The 18,242-nt window shown below is 60.6% G+C and carries 13 protein-coding genes; 8 read left to right on the top strand and 5 right to left on the bottom strand.

All coding sequences use genetic code 11. The annotated features are described in order from the left end of the window. Nucleotides 1–2 precede the first annotated feature (2 nt). The 3 genes from gsiB to iaaA are packed head-to-tail and all read right to left on the bottom strand — an operon-like array spanning nucleotide 3 to nucleotide 4,386. Nucleotides 3–1,541 carry a glutathione ABC transporter substrate-binding protein GsiB gene (gsiB, locus tag ACOTXT_RS04225; protein WP_023292928.1) on the bottom strand — a complete coding sequence of 513 codons (1,539 nt, stop codon included), beginning with the start codon at nucleotides 1,539–1,541 and terminating at the stop codon, nucleotides 3–5. A gap of 23 nt (nucleotides 1,542–1,564) precedes the next feature. Next, nucleotides 1,565–3,436: a glutathione ABC transporter ATP-binding protein GsiA gene (gene gsiA, locus ACOTXT_RS04220; RefSeq protein WP_094943806.1), complete on the bottom strand. Its 1,872-nt coding sequence runs from the start codon at nucleotides 3,434–3,436 to the stop codon at nucleotides 1,565–1,567. Nucleotides 3,437–3,447: 11 nt separating this feature from the next. Continuing rightward, entirely contained in the window at nucleotides 3,448–4,386 is a 939-nt protein-coding gene (gene iaaA, locus ACOTXT_RS04215) for a beta-aspartyl-peptidase (protein WP_333163673.1), read from the bottom strand. A 187-nt stretch (nucleotides 4,387–4,573) separates the two neighbouring features. On the opposite strand from iaaA, the gene moeA reads away from it, so the two are divergent. After that, the gene (moeA, locus tag ACOTXT_RS04210) at nucleotides 4,574–5,806 is read left to right on the top strand and encodes a molybdopterin molybdotransferase MoeA (protein WP_249564179.1); all 1,233 of its coding nucleotides are present in this window, start codon (nucleotides 4,574–4,576) and stop codon (nucleotides 5,804–5,806) included. Between the two features lies 1 nt (nucleotide 5,807). After that, entirely contained in the window at nucleotides 5,808–6,560 is a 753-nt protein-coding gene (moeB, locus tag ACOTXT_RS04205) for a molybdopterin-synthase adenylyltransferase MoeB (RefSeq protein ID WP_063436335.1), read from the top strand. Nucleotides 6,561–6,646: 86 nt separating this feature from the next. Here the strand turns inward: moeB and fsa are convergent, their stop codons facing one another. Further along, nucleotides 6,647–7,309 (bottom strand): fructose-6-phosphate aldolase, encoded by a 663-nt coding sequence (gene fsa, locus ACOTXT_RS04200; RefSeq protein WP_023326972.1) that lies wholly within the window; start codon nucleotides 7,307–7,309, stop codon nucleotides 6,647–6,649. A gap of 129 nt (nucleotides 7,310–7,438) precedes the next feature. Between fsa and ACOTXT_RS04195 the strand changes: the two genes are divergently transcribed. The 4 genes from ACOTXT_RS04195 to ACOTXT_RS04180 all read left to right on the top strand — a co-directional run bounded on the left by ACOTXT_RS04195 (nucleotide 7,439) and on the right by ACOTXT_RS04180 (nucleotide 13,165). Further along, entirely contained in the window at nucleotides 7,439–8,338 is a 900-nt protein-coding gene (locus tag ACOTXT_RS04195) for a glycyl-radical enzyme activating protein (protein WP_055321865.1), read from the top strand. A 4-nt stretch (nucleotides 8,339–8,342) separates the two neighbouring features. Continuing rightward, the gene (locus ACOTXT_RS04190) at nucleotides 8,343–10,775 is read left to right on the top strand and encodes a formate C-acetyltransferase/glycerol dehydratase family glycyl radical enzyme (RefSeq protein ID WP_046092303.1); all 2,433 of its coding nucleotides are present in this window, start codon (nucleotides 8,343–8,345) and stop codon (nucleotides 10,773–10,775) included. A 166-nt stretch (nucleotides 10,776–10,941) separates the two neighbouring features. Continuing rightward, nucleotides 10,942–11,757 carry a Cof-type HAD-IIB family hydrolase gene (locus ACOTXT_RS04185; protein WP_055321864.1) on the top strand — a complete coding sequence of 272 codons (816 nt, stop codon included), beginning with the start codon at nucleotides 10,942–10,944 and terminating at the stop codon, nucleotides 11,755–11,757. A 151-nt stretch (nucleotides 11,758–11,908) separates the two neighbouring features. Further along, nucleotides 11,909–13,165: a DUF1479 domain-containing protein gene (locus ACOTXT_RS04180; protein WP_055321863.1), complete on the top strand. Its 1,257-nt coding sequence runs from the start codon at nucleotides 11,909–11,911 to the stop codon at nucleotides 13,163–13,165. Here the strand turns inward: ACOTXT_RS04180 and ACOTXT_RS04175 are convergent. Further along, a complete protein-coding gene (locus ACOTXT_RS04175) occupies nucleotides 13,162–14,235 on the bottom strand; it encodes a LacI family DNA-binding transcriptional regulator (RefSeq protein ID WP_045352148.1) in 1,074 nt (357 codons plus the stop codon). The two genes, ACOTXT_RS04180 and ACOTXT_RS04175, sit on opposite strands and share 4 nt — an antisense overlap. A 288-nt stretch (nucleotides 14,236–14,523) precedes the next feature. Here ACOTXT_RS04175 and ACOTXT_RS04170 point away from each other — a divergent pair, with 288 nt between their 5' ends. After that, a complete protein-coding gene (locus tag ACOTXT_RS04170) occupies nucleotides 14,524–15,825 on the top strand; it encodes an MFS transporter (protein ID WP_045405948.1) in 1,302 nt (433 codons plus the stop codon). A 17-nt stretch (nucleotides 15,826–15,842) separates the two neighbouring features. Continuing rightward, a complete protein-coding gene (locus tag ACOTXT_RS04165) occupies nucleotides 15,843–18,206 on the top strand; it encodes a TIM-barrel domain-containing protein (RefSeq protein ID WP_248260352.1) in 2,364 nt (787 codons plus the stop codon). Nucleotides 18,207–18,242 lie beyond the last annotated feature (36 nt).

Here is an 18,242-nt window from a genome sequence, read left to right as displayed (position 1 = left end):
CGTTATTTTAAATCCGCATCGTCAAAGCTAAAGCCCGTATCCGGCATGATGTAGAACCCGGTCAACGCTTTGTTATGGGCTGACACCAGTTTCTCCACCACCAGCGGCACCCACGGCGACTCTTTCCAGATGATGTCCTGCGCGTCCTTGTAGAGGCGTGCCTTCTCCTCCGGTTTGGTGGTTTTCAGCGCATCGGCCAGGTCTTTGTCCACCTGCGGATTGCTGTAAAACGCGGTATTGAACAGGGTTGGCGGCCAGTTCTGCGAGGCAAACAGCGGCGACAGCGCCCAGTCGGCTTCACCGGTCGAGGCCGACCAGCCGGTGTAGAACATCCTCACCCCGCTCTCTTTCTGCCCTTTCCCCTCGACCTCTGCCGCACGCTGTCCGGCATCCATGGCGGTAACCTGCGCCTTAATCCCCACCTGCGCCAGCTGCTGCTGGGTAAACTGCAGCACCTTCTGGGCGGTACTGTGGTTATGCGACGACCACAGCGTGGTGCTAAAGCCGTTCGGATAGCCCGCCTCTTTCAGCAGCTCGCGCGCTTTGGCCGGATCGTACGGCCACGGCTGATAGCTTTGCGCATACGCGATAGCCGGCGGCAGCACGCCGGTGGCCGGGGTGGCATAGCCCGCAAAAGCGACCTTCACCAGCGCCTGACGGTTAATGGCATAGTTAATGGCTTCGCGCACCTTCGGATTATCGAACGGCTTTTGCGTGACGTTCATGCTGATGTAGCGCTGCATGATCGACGGGCTGGCGACCAGCTCCAGCTTGCTGTTTTTCTCCAGAATGGCGGCCTGCTCGTACGGGACCGGGAAGGCAAACTGCGCCTCGCCGGTTTGCAGCATCGCCGCACGGGTATTGTTGTCCACCACCGGGCGCCAGGTGATGGTGTCCAGCTTCGGCAGCCCTTTCTGCCAGTATCCCGCGTATTTCTTCACCTTCACAAAATCGGTCTGGTTCCAGGTGACCAGCTCGTACGGGCCGGTACCCACCGGGTGGAAGCCAATCTCCTTGCCGTATTTCTTCAGCGCGGCAGGGGAAATCATCGCCGTCGCCGGGTGCGCCAGGATATTGATAAACGCGGAGAACGGCTCTTTCAGAGTGATTTTTACCGTCGCCGGGTCGACCACCTCGGTTTTGGCGATGTTTTTATAGAGGTTGTAACGCTTGAGGCTGTTTTCAGGATTGCTGGCGCGATCGAGGTTTACCTTCACCGCGTCGGCATTAAAGTCGGTGCCGTCCTGGAACTTCACCCCGGTTTTGAGCTTAATGGTGTACACCAGCCCGTCATCCGAAACGGTGTACCCCTCCGCCAGCACGTTTTTAAGCTTCATCTCTTTATCCAGGCCAAACAGGCCCTGGTAGAACGATTTCGCCACCGCCTGGGAGAGCGTGTCGTTAGCGTCATACGGATCCAGCGTGGTGAAGTTAGAGCCGACGGCGACCACCACATCTTTGGCAGCGAACGCGGGGGCAGCGGCCAGGGCTGCCGTCACGCTCGCGGCTAACAACCATCTACGCGCTACAAATGTAACCATTATGTTCTCCTGCCTGTTGAAAGTTATAACCGCGAAAAGGCATTGTCCTGACGCGGGGGAGCCACGAAATGACCCGGACCGACCTCGCGCAGCGCCACGCGCTCCACGGCCTCGCCGCGTTTACGAATATTGCTCGGCATTTCATCCTGCAACAGCACGCGCTGGCCGTGACGATGCGCCGGGTCGGCGACCGGGACCGCCGCGATGAGCTTGCGGGTGTACGGGTGCTGCGGGTTCTCAAATACCGCCCTTCGCGGCCCGATTTCCACGATTTGCCCCATAAACATCACCGCCACGCGATGGCTAATGCGCTCAACCACCGCCATGTCGTGCGAGATAAACAGGAAGGCGATCCCCATATCCCGCTGTAAATCCAGCAGCAGATTGATGATTTGCGCCCGGATAGAGACATCCAGCGCCGAGACGGATTCATCCGCAATCACCACTTTCGGGTTCAGCGCCAGCGCGCGGGCGATGCAGATACGCTGCCGCTGCCCGCCGGAAAACTCGTGCGGATAACGCCAGGCGTGTTCCGGCTTTAGGCCAACGCGCTCCAGCAGCCAGGCCACGCGACGCTGCGCCGCCTCGCCGTCGAGCAGGTTATGCACCCGCAGCGGCTCCATGATCGAATACCCCACCGTATGTCGCGGATCGAGGGAGGCATACGGATCCTGGAAAATAAACTGAATATCCCGCCGCACCGCCTGCAACCTGCTGTCAGGAAGGGTATCAATGCGCTCGCCGTTAAAGGTAATGCTTCCCTCCTGCGCGTCCACCAGACGGAGCAACGCGCGCCCGGTCGTGGATTTACCGCAGCCGGACTCCCCTACCAGCGCCAGCGTTTCGCCCGGCCAGAGGTCGAAGCTGACGTTTTCCACCGCGTGCACTTCGCGCTTTACGCGGTTCAACACGCCGCTGCGCAGCGGAAAACGCGTGACCAGATTGCGCACTTCCAGAATGGGCTTGCCCGGCACCACGGTGTCCTGCTCGCGTTCCTCCTCCTGCGGCTCAGACGCCTCCAGGGAAATCAACGGAAAACGACGCGGCAGATCGCTGCCGTTCATCGCCCCCAGGCGCGGAACCGCCGCCAGCAGCGCTTTGGTGTAAGGATGCGCGGGCGCGTGAAAAATCTGTTCAACCGGTCCGGTTTCCACCGCGCTGCCCTTGTGCATCACCAGCACCCGATCGGCGATATCGGCGACCACGCCCATATCGTGGGTGATGAAAATCACCCCCATCTCCATCTCCTGCTGCAGCACCTTGATGAGCTGCAGGATCTGCGCCTGAATCGTCACGTCCAGCGCCGTCGTCGGTTCATCGGCGATCAGCACCGCCGGACGGCAGGAGAGCGCCATGGCAATCATCACCCGCTGTCGCATGCCGCCGGAAAGCTGATGCGGATAGCGGCTCAGGATGGCCTGCGCCTCCGGAATGCGCACCAGCTCCAGCATCCGTCGGGCCTCGTTGAGCGCCTCATCACCGCTTAGCCCCTGATGCAGGCGGATGGACTCGGCGATTTGTTCCCCGACCGGGAAAACCGGGTTCAGGGAGGTCATCGGCTCCTGAAAGATCATCGCAATGTCCGCCCCGCGCACGCCCTGCATCTGCGAACCGCTCAACTCATTTAAATCAATGACCTGACGGTTACGGCGGCGCAGCAGCATTTTCTCGCTGCTGATTTGCCCGCCCGTCTGTTCCAGCAGGCGCATCAGCGCCAGCGCGGTGACCGATTTCCCGGAGCCGGACTCGCCAACAATCGCCAGCGTCTCGCCCCGCCTGAGCGAAAACGATAAATTCTGTACTGCGGGGATGAACTGCCGCTCTTCCTGAAACGCAATATTCAGCTGATGGACAGCCAGCACTTCGCGGTTGTCCAGCTCTTCACTGTGCGGCACGCGCTGCCCCCTTATTCACGATAGATCCCCGTGCTCGGCTCATCACCGGCATAGCCCCAGGCGCGGTACATACCTTCGCTGTTGAACGGCAGGGCCACGTTGCCCTCACGATCCACCGCAATCAGCCCGCCGACGCCGCCCAGGGCAGGCAGTTTCTCCATCACTACGCGCTCGCAGGCTTCGCTGAGGCTTAAACCGCCGTAATCCATCAGCGCGGTAATGTCGTAGGCCGCAAGGGCACGAATAAACACTTCCCCGGTGCCGGTACAGGACACCGCCGCCGTCGCGTTATTGGCATAGCAGCCCGCGCCCGGCAGCGGGCTGTCGCCCACGCGTCCGGGGAGCTTGTTGGTCATCCCGCCCGTGGAGGTTGCCGCCGCGAGGTTGCCCGCTTTGTCGAGCGCCACCGCGCCGACCGTGCCCATTTTGCTGCGCTCATCCAGCGGCGCAGTATGGTCAAGCTGCGTCATACCCGCCGAACGGGCGTCCAGCAGCTGCTGATAGCGCGCCTCTGTGGAAAACAGATCGGGCGATACCGGCGCCATTCCGTGTTCGAAGGCAAACCTCTCCGCCCCCGCGCCCGTCAGCAGCACGTGCGGGCTCTCTTCCATCACCAGACGCGCGGCCAGCACCGGGTTACGCAGGTGGCTGACGCCTGCCACGGCCCCCGCTTTCAGGGAGATACCGTCCATGACGCAGGCATCCAGCTCGTGGGTTTCATCCCGGGTAAAGACCGAACCGATCCCCGCATTAAATAACGGGCACTCCTCCAGCAGGCGTACCGCCTCGGTGACCACGTCCAGCGCGCTCTCGCCCGCTTCCAGCATTTTCTGGCCCGTTTCGACAATGGCGTACAGCGCGTCGATGTAGCGCTTTTCCTGCTCAGGATTGAGCTGTGCACGGGTGATTGCCCCGGCCCCGCCATGAATTGCGATTACCGCCTTAACCATTCGCATCACCCGTTAGCCTGTTTTGCGGCTTTTTCTATAAATATCATTATCGTCGACGAAACTTCAGATGATTTTTGAATATAGAAAGACGTAACAGTGATGTAAAGCGTACACCCTCCGGTCATACAGTTAGCCGCACTTTTCTGCCATAATGGACGCTTTCGTTGTTACTCCGCAGGAGCCCACCATGGATTTTACCGCCGGACTGATGCCGCTTGAGACGGCACTCACGCAGATGCTTGACCGAGTTTCCCCGCTGCATGACGTTGAGACGCTGCCCCTCGTGCGCTGTTTTGGCCGTATTGCCGCACGCGATATCGTCTCCCCGCTCAACGTGCCGGGGTTTGATAACTCCGCGATGGACGGTTACGCGGTACGCCTGGCGGATCTCCAGACGGGTAACGCCCTGCCGGTAGCGGGTAAAGCCTTTGCGGGTCAGCCGTTTAGCGGCGAATGGCCTGCAGGCACCTGCGTGCGCATCATGACCGGCGCGCCGGTTCCGGCTGGCTGCGACGCTGTCGTCATGCAGGAAGAGACCGAACAGACCGACGACGGCGTGCGTTTTACCGCCAGCGTCAAAGCGGGCCAGAACATCCGCCGCACGGGTGAAGACATCACCCTCGGCGCGACCGTTTTTGCCGCCGGGCAAAGGCTGACGGTGGCGGAGCTGCCGGTGCTGGCCTCGCTCGGCATCGCGGAAGTTGACGTTATCCGCAAAGTGCGCGTCGCCGTTTTCTCCACCGGCGACGAACTGCAGCTTCCGGGCCAGCCGCTGCAGGACGGCCAGATTTACGACACCAACCGCCTGGCGGTACACCTGATGCTGGAGCAGCTGGGCTGCGACGTGATTAACCTCGGCATTATTCCAGACGATCCGGAAAAACTGCGCGCGGCGTTTATCGAGGCGGATAAATCCGCCGACGTGGTCATCAGCTCCGGCGGCGTCTCCGTGGGCGAAGCGGATTACACCAAAACCCTTCTTGAAGAGCTGGGCGAAATCGCCTTCTGGAAGCTGGCGATCAAGCCGGGCAAGCCGTTCGCGTTTGGCAAGCTTCCACACAGCTGGTTCTGCGGCCTGCCGGGTAACCCGGTCTCGGCGGCACTCACCTTTTACCAGCTGGCGATCCCGCTGCTGGCGAAGCTTTCCGGCAACAAGGCCAGCCCGCTGCCGGAACGCGTGCGCGTGCGTGCCGCCACGCGGTTGAAAAAATCACCGGGCCGTCTCGATTTCCAGCGCGGCATTCTGGCGTGCGGCGCGGACGGCGAGCTCGAAGTGAGCACCACCGGACATCAGGGTTCGCACATTTTCAGCTCCTTCAGTCTGGGCAACTGCTTCATCGTGCTGGAGCGCGAACGCGGCAACGTGGAAGCCGGCGAATGGGTTGAGGTCGAGCGCTTTAACCACCTGTTCGGAGGCTGACATGACGGTGGAGCTGAGCGACCCGGAGATGATGCGCTACAACCGCCAGATTGTGCTGCGCGGGTTTGATTTCGAAGGTCAGGAAGCGCTCAAGGCGGCCAGCGTGCTGGTCGTCGGGCTGGGCGGGCTGGGCTGCGCCGCCGCGCAGTACCTTGCTGCGGCGGGCGTAGGAAGCATGACGCTGCTGGATTTCGATACCGTATCGGTGTCCAACCTGCAGCGCCAGACGCTGCACAGTGACGCGACGGTGGGCCTGCCGAAAGTGGAATCCGCCAGGGCTGCGCTGGCGCGTATCAACCCCCACGTTCAGTTCACGCTGATTGACGCAATGCTGGATGACGACGCGCTCTCCGCGCAGATTGCCCGGCACGATCTGGTCCTGGACTGCACGGATAACGTCACCGTCCGTAATCAGCTCAACGCGGGCTGTTTTGCTCACAAAACCCCGCTGGTCTCCGGCGCGGCGATCCGCATGGAGGGGCAAATCAGCGTCTTCACGTACGCCGAGGGTGAACCCTGCTACCGCTGCCTGAGCCGTCTGTTTGGCGAGAATGCGCTGACCTGCGTTGAGGCGGGCGTGATGGCGCCGCTCGTCGGCGTGATTGGTTCACTGCAGGCAATGGAAGCGATCAAGGTGCTGACGAATTACGGCACGCCCGCCGCGGGGAAAATCGTGATGTATGACGCGATGACCTGCCAGTTCCGCGAGATGAAGCTGATGCGTAACCCGGGGTGTGAGGTGTGTAGCCAGTAAAAAAGTCGGGTGGCGGCTTCGCCTTACCCGACCTACAACGGCTCGAACGTAGGCCGGGTAAGCGTTAGCGCCACCCGGCAACCGCGTCAGATGGACGTCCGTCCAAACGCCCCCTGCCAGTCCTGCTCAAACTTCACAATCGCTGCGTCTACCGCCGGAGAGGTAATAAACTGCTGCGCCACGTCCAGCGGCAGCGTGATGGACTCGCAGCCTGCCAGCAGGCAGTCCAGCGCCTGACGCGGGGTTTTAAAGCTCGCGGCCAGCACCTTTGACTGCGGCGCATGCAGCGTCAGCAACTGCTGTAATTCCACCACGGTCTGGATCCCGTCCCCGCCCTGCGCGTCCACGCGGTTAACGTAAGGGGCCACATACTCTGCCCCCGCCAGCGCGGAGAGCATCCCCTGCGCGGCACCGTAGACCGCCGTGCCCAGCGTCGGGATCCCTTCCGCTTTCAGCATCTTGATCGCCGCAAGCCCTTCTGCGGTCACCGGCACTTTCACCACCAGATCGTTAATGATGGCGCGCAGCTTACGCGCGTCTTCCACCATCCCTTCGGCGGTGGTCGCCATCACCTGCGCGAACAGACGGCCCTTGCCGCCCAGCGCGTCGTGCAGCGCGGGCAGCAGTTCGTCGAGCGGCGTTTTACCGGCCGCAACGATGCTTGGGTTGGTGGTCACGCCCGCCAGCGGGAAGATACGCGCCAGCTTTTTGACTGCCGCAACGTCAGATGTGTCGAGATAAAGTTCCATGATGTCACCCTCAAAATTAGCCTGCACTTACCCTATCACGACAAAACCTGCTCAAGAGTTGACCTGCATCAAGATAACTTTCATTCGAAAGTAATTTAATCTTCATATGCAAGATGAGAGGCGAAAAACATGATCTTCAATATTCAGCGTTACTCTACCCACGACGGCCCCGGAATTCGTACCGTGGTGTTCCTGAAAGGCTGCTCGCTGGGCTGTCGCTGGTGCCAGAACCCGGAAAGCCGCTCCCGCAGCCGGGACGTGCTGTTTGATGCGCGTCTGTGCCTGGACGGCTGCGACCTGTGCCAGCAGGCGGCCCCGGGCTGCATCGAACGCGCGCTGAATGGCCTGGTCATCCACCGCGAAAAGCTGAGTGAAGAGACGCTTAATGCCCTCACCGACTGCTGCCCGACGCAGGCGCTGACCGTTTGCGGCGAAGAAAAGCAGGTCGAGGAGATCATGGCGACCGTACTGCGCGATAAACCTTTTTATGACCGCAGCGGCGGCGGGATCACCCTCTCCGGCGGCGAGCCGTTTATGAACCCGGAGCTGGCGCACGCCCTGTTCAAGGCCAGCCACGAACAGGGTATCCACACCGCCGTCGAGACCTGCCTTCACGTGCCGTGGCACTATATCGAGCCGTCATTACCGTACGTCGATCTGTTCCTCGCCGACCTGAAGCACGTCGACGGTGACGTTTTCAAGCAGTGGACGGACGGTTCGGCTAAGCGCATCCTGGACAACCTGAAACGCCTGGCCGCCGCCGGGAAAACGATCACCATCCGCGTGCCGCTGATCCAGGGCTTCAACGCGGATGAAGCCTCCATCACCGCCATTACCAACTTCGCTGCCGATGAACTCGGCGTCGACGATATTCATTTTCTGCCGTATCACACGCTGGGCATGAACAAATACACCCTGCTCGGCCAACCCTACTCTGCCCCTGACAAACCGCTGGATAACCCTGCCCTGCTGGACTTCGCGCAGCAGTACGCCTGCCAGAAAGGGTTAACCGCGACCTTACGAGGATAAACCTATGACCACCCTGAATCTCAACACCCTCAGCGAGCGCATTAAGGCGCACAAAACGGCCCTGGTGCATATCGTGAAGCCGCCGGTCTGTACCGAGCGCGCCCAGCATTACACCGAAATGTACCAGCAGCACATGGACAAGCCGATCCCGGTGCGCCGCGCCCTGGCGCTGGCGCATCACCTGGCCAAGCGTACCATCTGGATCAAGCACGACGAGCTGATCATCGGGAACCAGGCAAGCGAAGTGCGCGCCGCGCCGATCTTCCCGGAATACACCGTCTCCTGGATTGAGAAAGAGATTGACGACCTGGCGGACCGTCCAGGCGCGGGCTTTGCGGTGAGCGAAGAGAACAAGCGCGTGCTGCATGAAATCTGCCCGTGGTGGCGCGGCCAGACGGTGCAGGACCGCTGCTACGGCATGTTCACCGACGAGCAGAAAGGCCTGCTGGAAACCGGCATCATCAAAGCCGAAGGCAACATGACCTCCGGCGATGCGCACCTGGCGGTGAACTTCCCCCTGGTGCTGGAGAAAGGTCTCGACGGCCTGCGCGCCAAAGTGGCCGAGCGCCGCTCGCGCATCAACCTGACGGTGCTGGAAGACCTGCACGGCGACCAGTTCCTGAAGGCGATCGATATCGTGCTGGAAGCGGTGAGCCTGCACATCAAACGCTTTGCCGAACTGGCGCGTGAAATGGCCTCCACCGAAACCCGCGTAAGCCGCCGCGACGAGCTGCTGGCAATGGCGGAAAACTGTGACGTAATCGCCCACGAGCCGCCAAAAACGTTCTGGCAGGCGCTGCAGCTGTGCTACTTCATTCAGCTGATCCTGCAGATTGAGTCCAACGGCCACTCCGTCTCCTTCGCGCGTATGGACCAGTATCTCTATCCGTACTACCGCCGCGACGTGGAGCTGAACCAGAGCCTGGACCGCGAGCACGCCATCGAGCTGCTGCACAGCTGCTGGCTGAAATTGCTGGAAGTGAATAAGATCCGCTCCGGCTCGCACTCGAAGGCTTCCGCCGGTAGCCCGCTGTACCAGAACGTCACCATCGGCGGCCAGAAGCTGGTTAACGGTGAGCCGATGGACGCGGTGAACCCGCTCTCCTACGCGATTCTGGAATCCTGCGGTCGCCTGCGCTCCACCCAGCCGAACCTGAGCGTGCGCTACCACGCGGGCATGAGCAACGACTTCCTCGACGCCTGCGTGCAGGTGATCCGCTGCGGCTTCGGGATGCCAGCGTTCAACAACGACGAAATCGTCATTCCGGAATTCATCAAGCTCGGCGTTGAGCGCGACGACGCCTACGACTACGCGGCCATTGGCTGCATCGAAACCGCGGTGGGCGGCAAGTGGGGCTACCGCTGCACCGGCATGAGCTTTATCAACTTCGCCCGCGTGATGCTGGCCGCGCTGGAAGGCGGCCGCGACGCCACCAGCGGCAAGGTGTTCCTGCCGCAGGAAAAAGCCCTCTCCGCCGGTAACTTCGACAACTTCGACGAAGTGATGGCAGCCTGGGATAGCCAGATCCGCTACTACACCCGCAAATCCATCGAGATTGAGTACGTCGTGGACACTATGCTGGAGGAGAACGTCCACGATATTCTCTGCTCGGCGCTGGTGGACGACTGCATCGAGCGCGCGAAAAGCATCAAGCAGGGCGGCGCGAAGTATGACTGGGTGTCCGGCCTGCAGGTGGGCATCGCCAACCTCGGCAACAGCCTGGCGGCGGTGAAGAAGCTGGTGTTCGAACAGGGGGTCATTGGCCAGCAGCAGCTGGCGGCGGCGCTGGCCGATGATTTCGATGGCCTGACCCACGAGCAGCTGCGTCAGCGCCTGATCAACGGCGCGCCGAAGTACGGCAACGACGACGACAGCGTGGATATGCTGCTGACCCGCGCCTATCAGACCTACATTGAAGAGCTGAAGCAGTACCATAACCCGCGCTACGGCCGCGGCCCGATTGGCGGTAACTACTATGCGGGCACCTCTTCCATCTCCGCGAACGTGCCGTTTGGCGCGGCGACGATGGCGACGCCGGACGGACGTAAGGCGCATACCCCTCTGGCGGAAGGGGCCAGCCCGGCTTCGGGTACGGACCACCTCGGCCCGACGGCGGTAATTGGCTCGGTGGGCAAACTGCCGACGGAAGCGATTCTCGGCGGCGTGCTGCTGAACCAGAAGCTGAACCCGTCAACGCTGGAAAACGACAGCGATCGCCAGAAGCTGATGGTGCTGCTGCGCACCTTCTTCGAGGTGCATAAGGGCTGGCATATCCAGTACAACATCGTCTCGCGCGAAACGCTGCTGGAGGCGAAGAAACATCCTGACCAGTATCGTGACCTGGTGGTGCGCGTCGCGGGTTACTCGGCGTTCTTCACCGCCCTGTCGCCGGATGCGCAGGACGATATTATCGCCCGTACTGAGCATACGCTGTAAAAAAACGCCCGGTGGCGCTGCGCTTACCGGGCCTACAGAGTCTCCCCGTAGGCCGGGTAAGGCGAAGCCGCCACCCGGCTTTCTGACTTTCATTCGAAATTAAATTTGTGCTCCTCGTCACCTTGTTATTAGAATGTTTCAAAACGCAGTGACCCAGGAGCACAGTATGACCGTTAAAGTTATCGTCACCGATATGGACGGAACTTTCCTTGATGATGCCAAGCAGTACGATCGTGACCGCTTCCAGGCACAGTTTGAACAGCTTAAAGCCCGCGACATTGAATTTGTTGTCGCCAGCGGCAACCAGTATTACCAGCTCATCTCCTTCTTTCCGGAGCTTAAAGATCGGATCTCCTTCGTGGCGGAAAACGGCGCGCTGGTGTTCGATCGCGGCGAGCAGATTTTTCACGGCGAGCTGACCCGCCATGAATCGCAGATCGTGATTGGCGAACTGCTGAAAGACAAAGGGCTGAACTTCGTGGCCTGCGGGCTGGAGAGCGCCTACGTCAGCGATAAAGCCCCGGATGCGTTCGTGGCGCTGATGTCAAAGCACTACCACCGCTTAGAGCGCATCAGCGATTACCGCGACATTGACGACGTGCTGTTTAAGTTCTCCCTGAACCTGCCGGACAGCGATATTCCTAATCTGGTGGATAAACTCCACGTCTCCCTGGACGGCATCATGAAGCCGGTCACCAGCGGCTTTGGCTTTGTCGATTTGATTATCCCCGGCCTGCACAAAGCCAACGGCATCAGCCGCCTGCTGAAACGCTGGAAAATCTCTCCGCAAGAGTGCGTGGCGATTGGCGACAGCGGCAACGATGCCGAGATGCTTAAGCTGGTGAAATATTCCTTTGCGATGGGCAACGCGGCAGAGAGCATCAAAGAAATCAGCCGCTACAGCACCGATGACAACAACCATCACGGCGCGCTGAACGTCATTCAGGCCGTGCTCGACAACCATTCCCCGTTCGACGCCTGATCCTCTTCTCGCCGGAGCCCTGCTCCGGCACCCTCACTCATTTTCCCGTCCTGTGGCGCAGGTCAAGCTTTTAAACTTGCATTAACTTATTTTTAACTTAAATTATCACTTGTAGACACTTTTACTTTCGAATGAAAGATGCGAGGCAGTTATGACCTTTACCAGTGAAACCTTGCCAGCGGATCACAAAGCGGCAATCCGTCAGTTGAAACGTGAATTACGCGCGCAGATCGGCGACGTGCAGGCGGTGTTCGACAAGCTCAGCGACAGCATTGCCACCCGCGTGGCGGAAATTAACGCCCTTAAAAATAAAGGTGAATCCGTCTGGCCGGTGATTCCGTTTAACGATGTGAAAAACGGCACGATTACCGACGCCCAGCGCGAGGCCGTTAAGCGCCGCGGCTGCGCGGTGATTAAAGGTCACTTCCCGCGCGAGCAGGCGCTGGCGTGGGATCAGTCGATGCTCGACTACCTCGATCTGAACAAGTTTGATGAGGTGTACAAAGGGCCAGGCGATAACTTCTTCGGCACCCTGAGCGCTTCCCGTCCGGAGATTTACCCGATCTACTGGTCGCAGGCGCAAATGCAGGCGCGCCAGAGCGAAGAAATGGCGCAGGTGCAGTCGTTCCTGAACCGCTTATGGACGTTCGAGAGCAACGGCAAGCAGTGGTTCGACCCGGACGTGAGCGTGATTTACCCGGATCGTATCCGCCGCCGTCCGCCGGGAACCACCTCGAAAGGACTCGGCGCGCATACCGACTCCGGCGCGCTGGAGCGCTGGCTGCTGCCTGCCTACCAGCAGGTCTTTGCCCGCGTGTTTGACGGCAACGTCGACAAGTACGATCCGTGGAACGCCGCGCACCGTACCGAAGTGGAAGAGTATACCGTCGATAACACCACCAAATGCTCGGTATTCCGCACCTTCCAGGGCTGGACGGCGCTGTCGGACATGATACCCGGCCAGGGGCTGCTGCACGTGGTGCCGATCCCGGAAGCAATGGCGTATATTCTGCTGCGTCCGCTGCTGGACGACGTGCCGGAGGACGAGCTGTGCGGCGTGGCGCCGGGGCGCGTGCTGCCGGTTTCCGAGAAGTGGCACCCGCTGCTTATCGAGGCGCTGACCAGCATTCCTGCGCTGGAGGCGGGTGATTCGGTGTGGTGGCACTGCGATGTGATCCACTCCGTCGCGCCGGTGGAAGATCAGCAGGGCTGGGGCAACGTGATGTACATCCCCGCCGCACCGATGTGCGAGAAGAACCTCGCCTACGCGAAGAAGGTCAAGGAAGCGCTGAAGACCGGCGCGTCGCCGGGAGACTTCCCGCGCGAGGATTACGAAAAAACCTGGCAGGACCGCTTTACCGTGAACGATCTCAACATCCACGGCAAACGCGCGCTGGGCATGGTCTAGCTGTCGTACAGCCCTTCCCGCTCCACGGCGGTGCGTCGTTTCCCCTGACGTATCCGCCGTACCGATTCCCGCACGGCCAGCGTGCCGTTCAGCAGCAATGTGCCTACCGGCGCGTCCGGGCGCATGAGCCGCTGCTGGAGCATGTGTACCGCTTCCGTTCCCAGCTCATCGCGGGGAACATGCACGGCCGTTAATGGAACATCCTGAATCGCCGCCAGGTTAAAGCCGTCGATGCTCATCACCGAGACGTCCTGCGGCACGCGCAGGCCGTGGTTTTGTAAGGCGCTGATGGTGCCCGCCGCCATAAAGTCGCCGCCAACCAGGAACGCCGTCGGCAGGTCTTTTCCCTGCTGCAGGTTTAGCCAATCGCTCACCAGCTGCTCCGTCTCTCTGGCGCTGAAGCTCGGCACCACCAGCAGATCGCGCTTATCGTTGAACGCCAGGTTGTGGGACTGCCACGCGTCGCGGATCCCCGACAGGCGCAGCTCCATCGTGTAGCGACGCAGGCACAGCACGTTCATCACCTCGCGGTGTCCCATCTCGAACAGGTACTCCGCCGCCCGCTCGCCGATGGCGCGGTGATCCGGCGCAACGGCAGGCAGGCGCATGTGCCGGTCGCGGCAGTTAATCAGCATGCAGGGTTTGCCCACGTCCACCGCCAGATCGTGGATGTGCGGATCGTCAATACCGAGAAGAATGGCCGCCTGGGTGTCCGGCTCGTTCATCCGCGCCAGAAACAGCTGGGCGTCGCTGTCGTTCTCCTCCAGCGCGCAGTAGCGCAACCGGACCTCGTGGGAGGCAAGTGCTTTGCTCACGCTCTGGATCACGCGGTAGTAAAAGATGTCGGACCGCTCGTCAAACGCCCGCTGCGGGGCAAAAACCACCAGGCTGTTAAGCAGCAGACGCCCTGCCGCCATGCCGTCCATTACCCCCAGCTCGCGCGCGCACGCCAGCACCTTTGCGCGCGCTTTTTCGCTGGTATTCGCTTTCCCCGCCAGCACCCGCGAAACGGTGCTGATGGAGAGCTGCGTGCGGGCCGCGATTTCGGTGATTTTTAGCCTTTTGTCCATTTTGTGATCTGGCTCCATTTGCGAAATGAAAAAATTTTCATAGCGTGTTTGTCAGGCAATAACTGGCATGAATGCCATCATGCCAGAGTGTTTTCGTCGGTTATGAGAAATTTTGCACAAAATCCACTTTTGCCCACTCATTTTCTTCCTTAAGGTGAACTTGCCACACAGCTTCCATACTAGTTGTATAGCAACTTAAGCATTATAAGCGGATAGAAATCAAAGGCATAACAATCTGTGTGACACCTGAACCTCCGTCCCCTTACCGTCCGTCTTGTGGAGAGTAAAATGAGTCAGGACATCAATAACACCATTGCGACAAGCAAAACCCGTCGCGTCATCAAGAACCTGCGCTGGTACGTGCTGGTGCTGTTTTTGCTGGGCGTCACCGTTAACTACATCACCCGAAATTCCTTAGGTATTCTCGCTCCGGAGCTAAAAGAGAGCCTCGGGATCACCACCGAGCAATACTCCTGGATCGTCGGCGCGTTTCAGATCGCCTATACCATTTTCCAGCCCCTGTGCGGCTGGCTGATTGACGTCATTGGCCTGAAGATTGGCTTTATGGTCTGCGCCGGGATCTGGGCGCTGATGTGTATCTTCCACGCGGGCGCCGGAAGCTGGCTGCACCTGGCGATTCTGCGCTTCTTTATGGGGGCTTCCGAAGCCGCCGCTACCCCGGCGAACGCCAAAACCATTGGCGAATGGTTCCCGAAATCAGAGCGTCCCGTTGCCGCCGGCTGGGCGGGCGTGGGCTTCTCCATCGGCGCAATGCTGGCTCCGCCTATCATCTACTTTGCTCACGCCTCGTTCGGCTGGCAGGGGGCGTTTATGTTTACCGGCGTGCTGGCGCTGCTGTGGGTGATCCTCTGGTGGGCGTTCTACCACAACCCCGAGCAGCACCCGAACCTGAGCAAGGACGAGCTGGCGTTTATCAAGCAGGATAACGAACCGCCTGCCGTCAAACTGCCCTTCCTGACCGCGCTGAAAACCGTCTCGAAGAACAAACGCTTCTACGGTATCGCCATCCCGGCCTTTATGGCGGAACCGGCCTGGGCGGTGCTGAGCTTCTGGGTGCCGCTGTATCTTGCCAAAGAGCACGGCATGGACCTGAAGCAGATTGCGATGTTTGCCTGGCTGCCGTTCCTCGCCGCCGACCTCGGCAGCGTGGCAAGCGGCTACCTGACGCGTCTGTACACCCGTCTGTTCGGCTGCTCCCGCGTGAACTCTGTCGTCGCCAGCTCCGTGACGGGCGCGTTCCTGATGATCTCGCTGGCCATCGTGGCCATTACCCGCGACCCGTATATCACCATCGTGCTGATCTCCATCGGCGGCTTCGGGCACCAGATCATCTCCTGCATGCTGAGCGCCCTGGTCGTGGAGTCGTTCGACAAAGGCCAGATGGCGACCGTCAACGGCATGCGCGGCTCGGCGGCGTGGATCGCCAGCTTCCTGTTCTCGCTGTTAATCGGTGTGACCGCCGACAAAATCGGCTTTAACCCGCTCTTTATCGCCATGGGCTTCTTTGACCTGATTGGCGCTCTCTTCCTGGTAGCATTTATTGCTGAACGTCGCGCCAAGCGCGCCTGATAGTGGATGTATTGCATATGAAAACCCTGAAAAACTGGACCGTTGATACGCAGTCGGCAAACCATCTTGAACTGCTGGTCGATAACCAGCACCGTCTGTGCCTGTATGTGCTGGAAGAGAACCTGTTCCGCGTGCTGATCAAACGCAAAGGCGAGCTGGCGCTGGACCGCACCTGGAGTATCGCCCCGGAACAAGACGTGCCGTGGGAAGGTCGCCGTCGTGACGATGTCAGCGGCTTCACCTGCCCGGCCTGGATGCTGACGCAGCAGGACGACACGTTAACCGTGGCAACCGAACAGCTGCGCGTCACCGTGCACCAGCCGCTGTGGCTGGAGTGGCACTACCGCAATGACGCGGGCGAGTGGCAGCCGCTGGTCAACGACCGCCCCACCAGCGCCTACCTGCTGAACGCTCACGGCGACGGCGTGGCGCACTACCTGAGCCGCCGCAAGGACGAGCGTTTCTACGGCCTGGGTGAGAAAGCGGGCGATCTGCAGCGCAACGGTAAACGCTACGAGATGCGCAACCTCGACGCGATGGGATACAACGCCGCCAGCACCGATCCGCTGTACAAGCACATTCCGTTCACCCTCACCCGCCGCGACGACGTGAGCTACGGCCTGTTCTACGACAACCTGAGCAGCTGCTGGCTGGATCTGGGTAACGAGATCGACAACTACCACACCGCCTATCGCCGCTGGCAGGCGGAAGCGGGCGATATCGACTACTACCTCTTTACCGGCAGACGCGTGCTGGACGTCACCAAAGCCTTTGTTCGCCTGACCGGAAAAACGCTGTTCGGACCGAAATGGAGCCTGGGCTACAGCGGCTCAACCATGCACTACACCGACGCGCCGGACGCGCAGAATCAGCTGATGAACTTTATTCGCCTGTGCGAAGAGCACGCCATTCCGTGCGACTCGTTCCAGCTTTCGTCTGGCTATACCTCCATCAACGACAAGCGCTACGTTTTCAACTGGAACTATGACAAGGTGCCGCAGCCGAAGGTGATGAGCCAGGCCTTCCACGACGCGGGAATGAAGCTTGCGGCGAACATCAAGCCGTGCCTGCTGCAGGACCATCCGCGCTACAGCGAAGTGGCGGAACGCGGGCTGTTCATTCGCGATTCAGAAACCGATGCACCCGAACGCTCCAGCTTCTGGGATGACGAAGGCTCACACCTCGACTTTACCAACCCGCAAACGGTGCATTGGTGGCAGAACGGCGTCACCACGCAGCTGCTGGAGATGGGCATCGACTCCACCTGGAACGACAATAACGAATATGAAGTGTGGGACGGGGAAGCCCGCTGCTTTGGCTTCGGCCAGGAGATTGCCATCAAGCATATTCGCCCGGTGATGCCGCTGCTGATGATGCGCGCCTCGCTGGAAGCGCAGCAGCGCTTTGCGCCGGAAAAGCGTCCGTATCTGATCTCCCGCTCCGGCTGCGCCGGGATGCAGCGCTACGTCCAGACCTGGAGCGGCGACAACCGCACCAACTGGGACACCCTGCGCTATAACATCCGCATGGGGCTGGGCATGAGCCTGTCCGGGCTGTTCAACGTCGGGCACGACGTCGGCGGTTTCTCCGGCGACAAGCCGGACGCCGAGCTGTTCGTGCGCTGGGTGCAGAACGGCGTGATGCACCCGCGCTTTACCATTCACTCGTGGAACGATGACCACACGGTGAACGAGCCGTGGATGTATCCGGGCGTCACGCCTGCCATTCGCGGCGCGATTGAGCTGCGCTACCGCCTGCTGCCGTATCTCTACACCCTGCTCTGGCAGGCGCACGCCGACGACGAGCCGATGCTGCGCCCGACCTTCCTCGACCACGAGCACGACGCGCAAACCTTTAAAGAGTGCGACGACTTCCTGCTGGGCCGCGACCTGCTGGTCGCCAGCGTCGTCGAAGCCGGGCAGCGCGAGCGCCGGGTCTGGCTGCCGGATAACGAAACGGGCTGGTACGATTTTTACACCCACGCGTGGTATGCGGGCGGGCAATCCATCGTCCTCGATGCGCCGCTGGAAAAACTGCCGCTGCTGGTGCGCGCCGGGGCCGGTCTGCCTCTGAGCGAGCGCATCACGCATGTGAGTGCCGAAAAAGATACGACCCGCGAGCTGAAGCTGTTCCCGGTGAAAGGCGTCGGCACAACCTCGGGGCTGCTGTTTGAAGACGACGGTGAAAGCTGGGGCTACCTGAACGGCAATGCGCTGTGGGTGGAATGGGAGATGGTGTGCGACGGCGCAACCATCAACCTGAAGGTGAACGCGCGCGGCGACTATCGTCCGGCGTGGAAGGCGCTGAAGGTATCATTACCGGCGGGGGAAAAACGTACGCTGCGGGTGAACGGGGTTGAAAGGAGTGAGTGGGTGCTCTGAACATTGCCGGGTGGCGGCTTCGCCTTACCCGGCCTA

Source organism: Enterobacter cloacae complex sp. IR5422, from assembly GCF_049238165.1.
In the GTDB taxonomy this organism is placed as follows: Bacteria; Pseudomonadota; Gammaproteobacteria; order Enterobacterales; family Enterobacteriaceae; genus Enterobacter; species Enterobacter roggenkampii.
The sequence above is the reverse complement of the archived record's forward strand: the minus strand, read 5'-3'. Positions and strand labels throughout refer to the sequence as shown.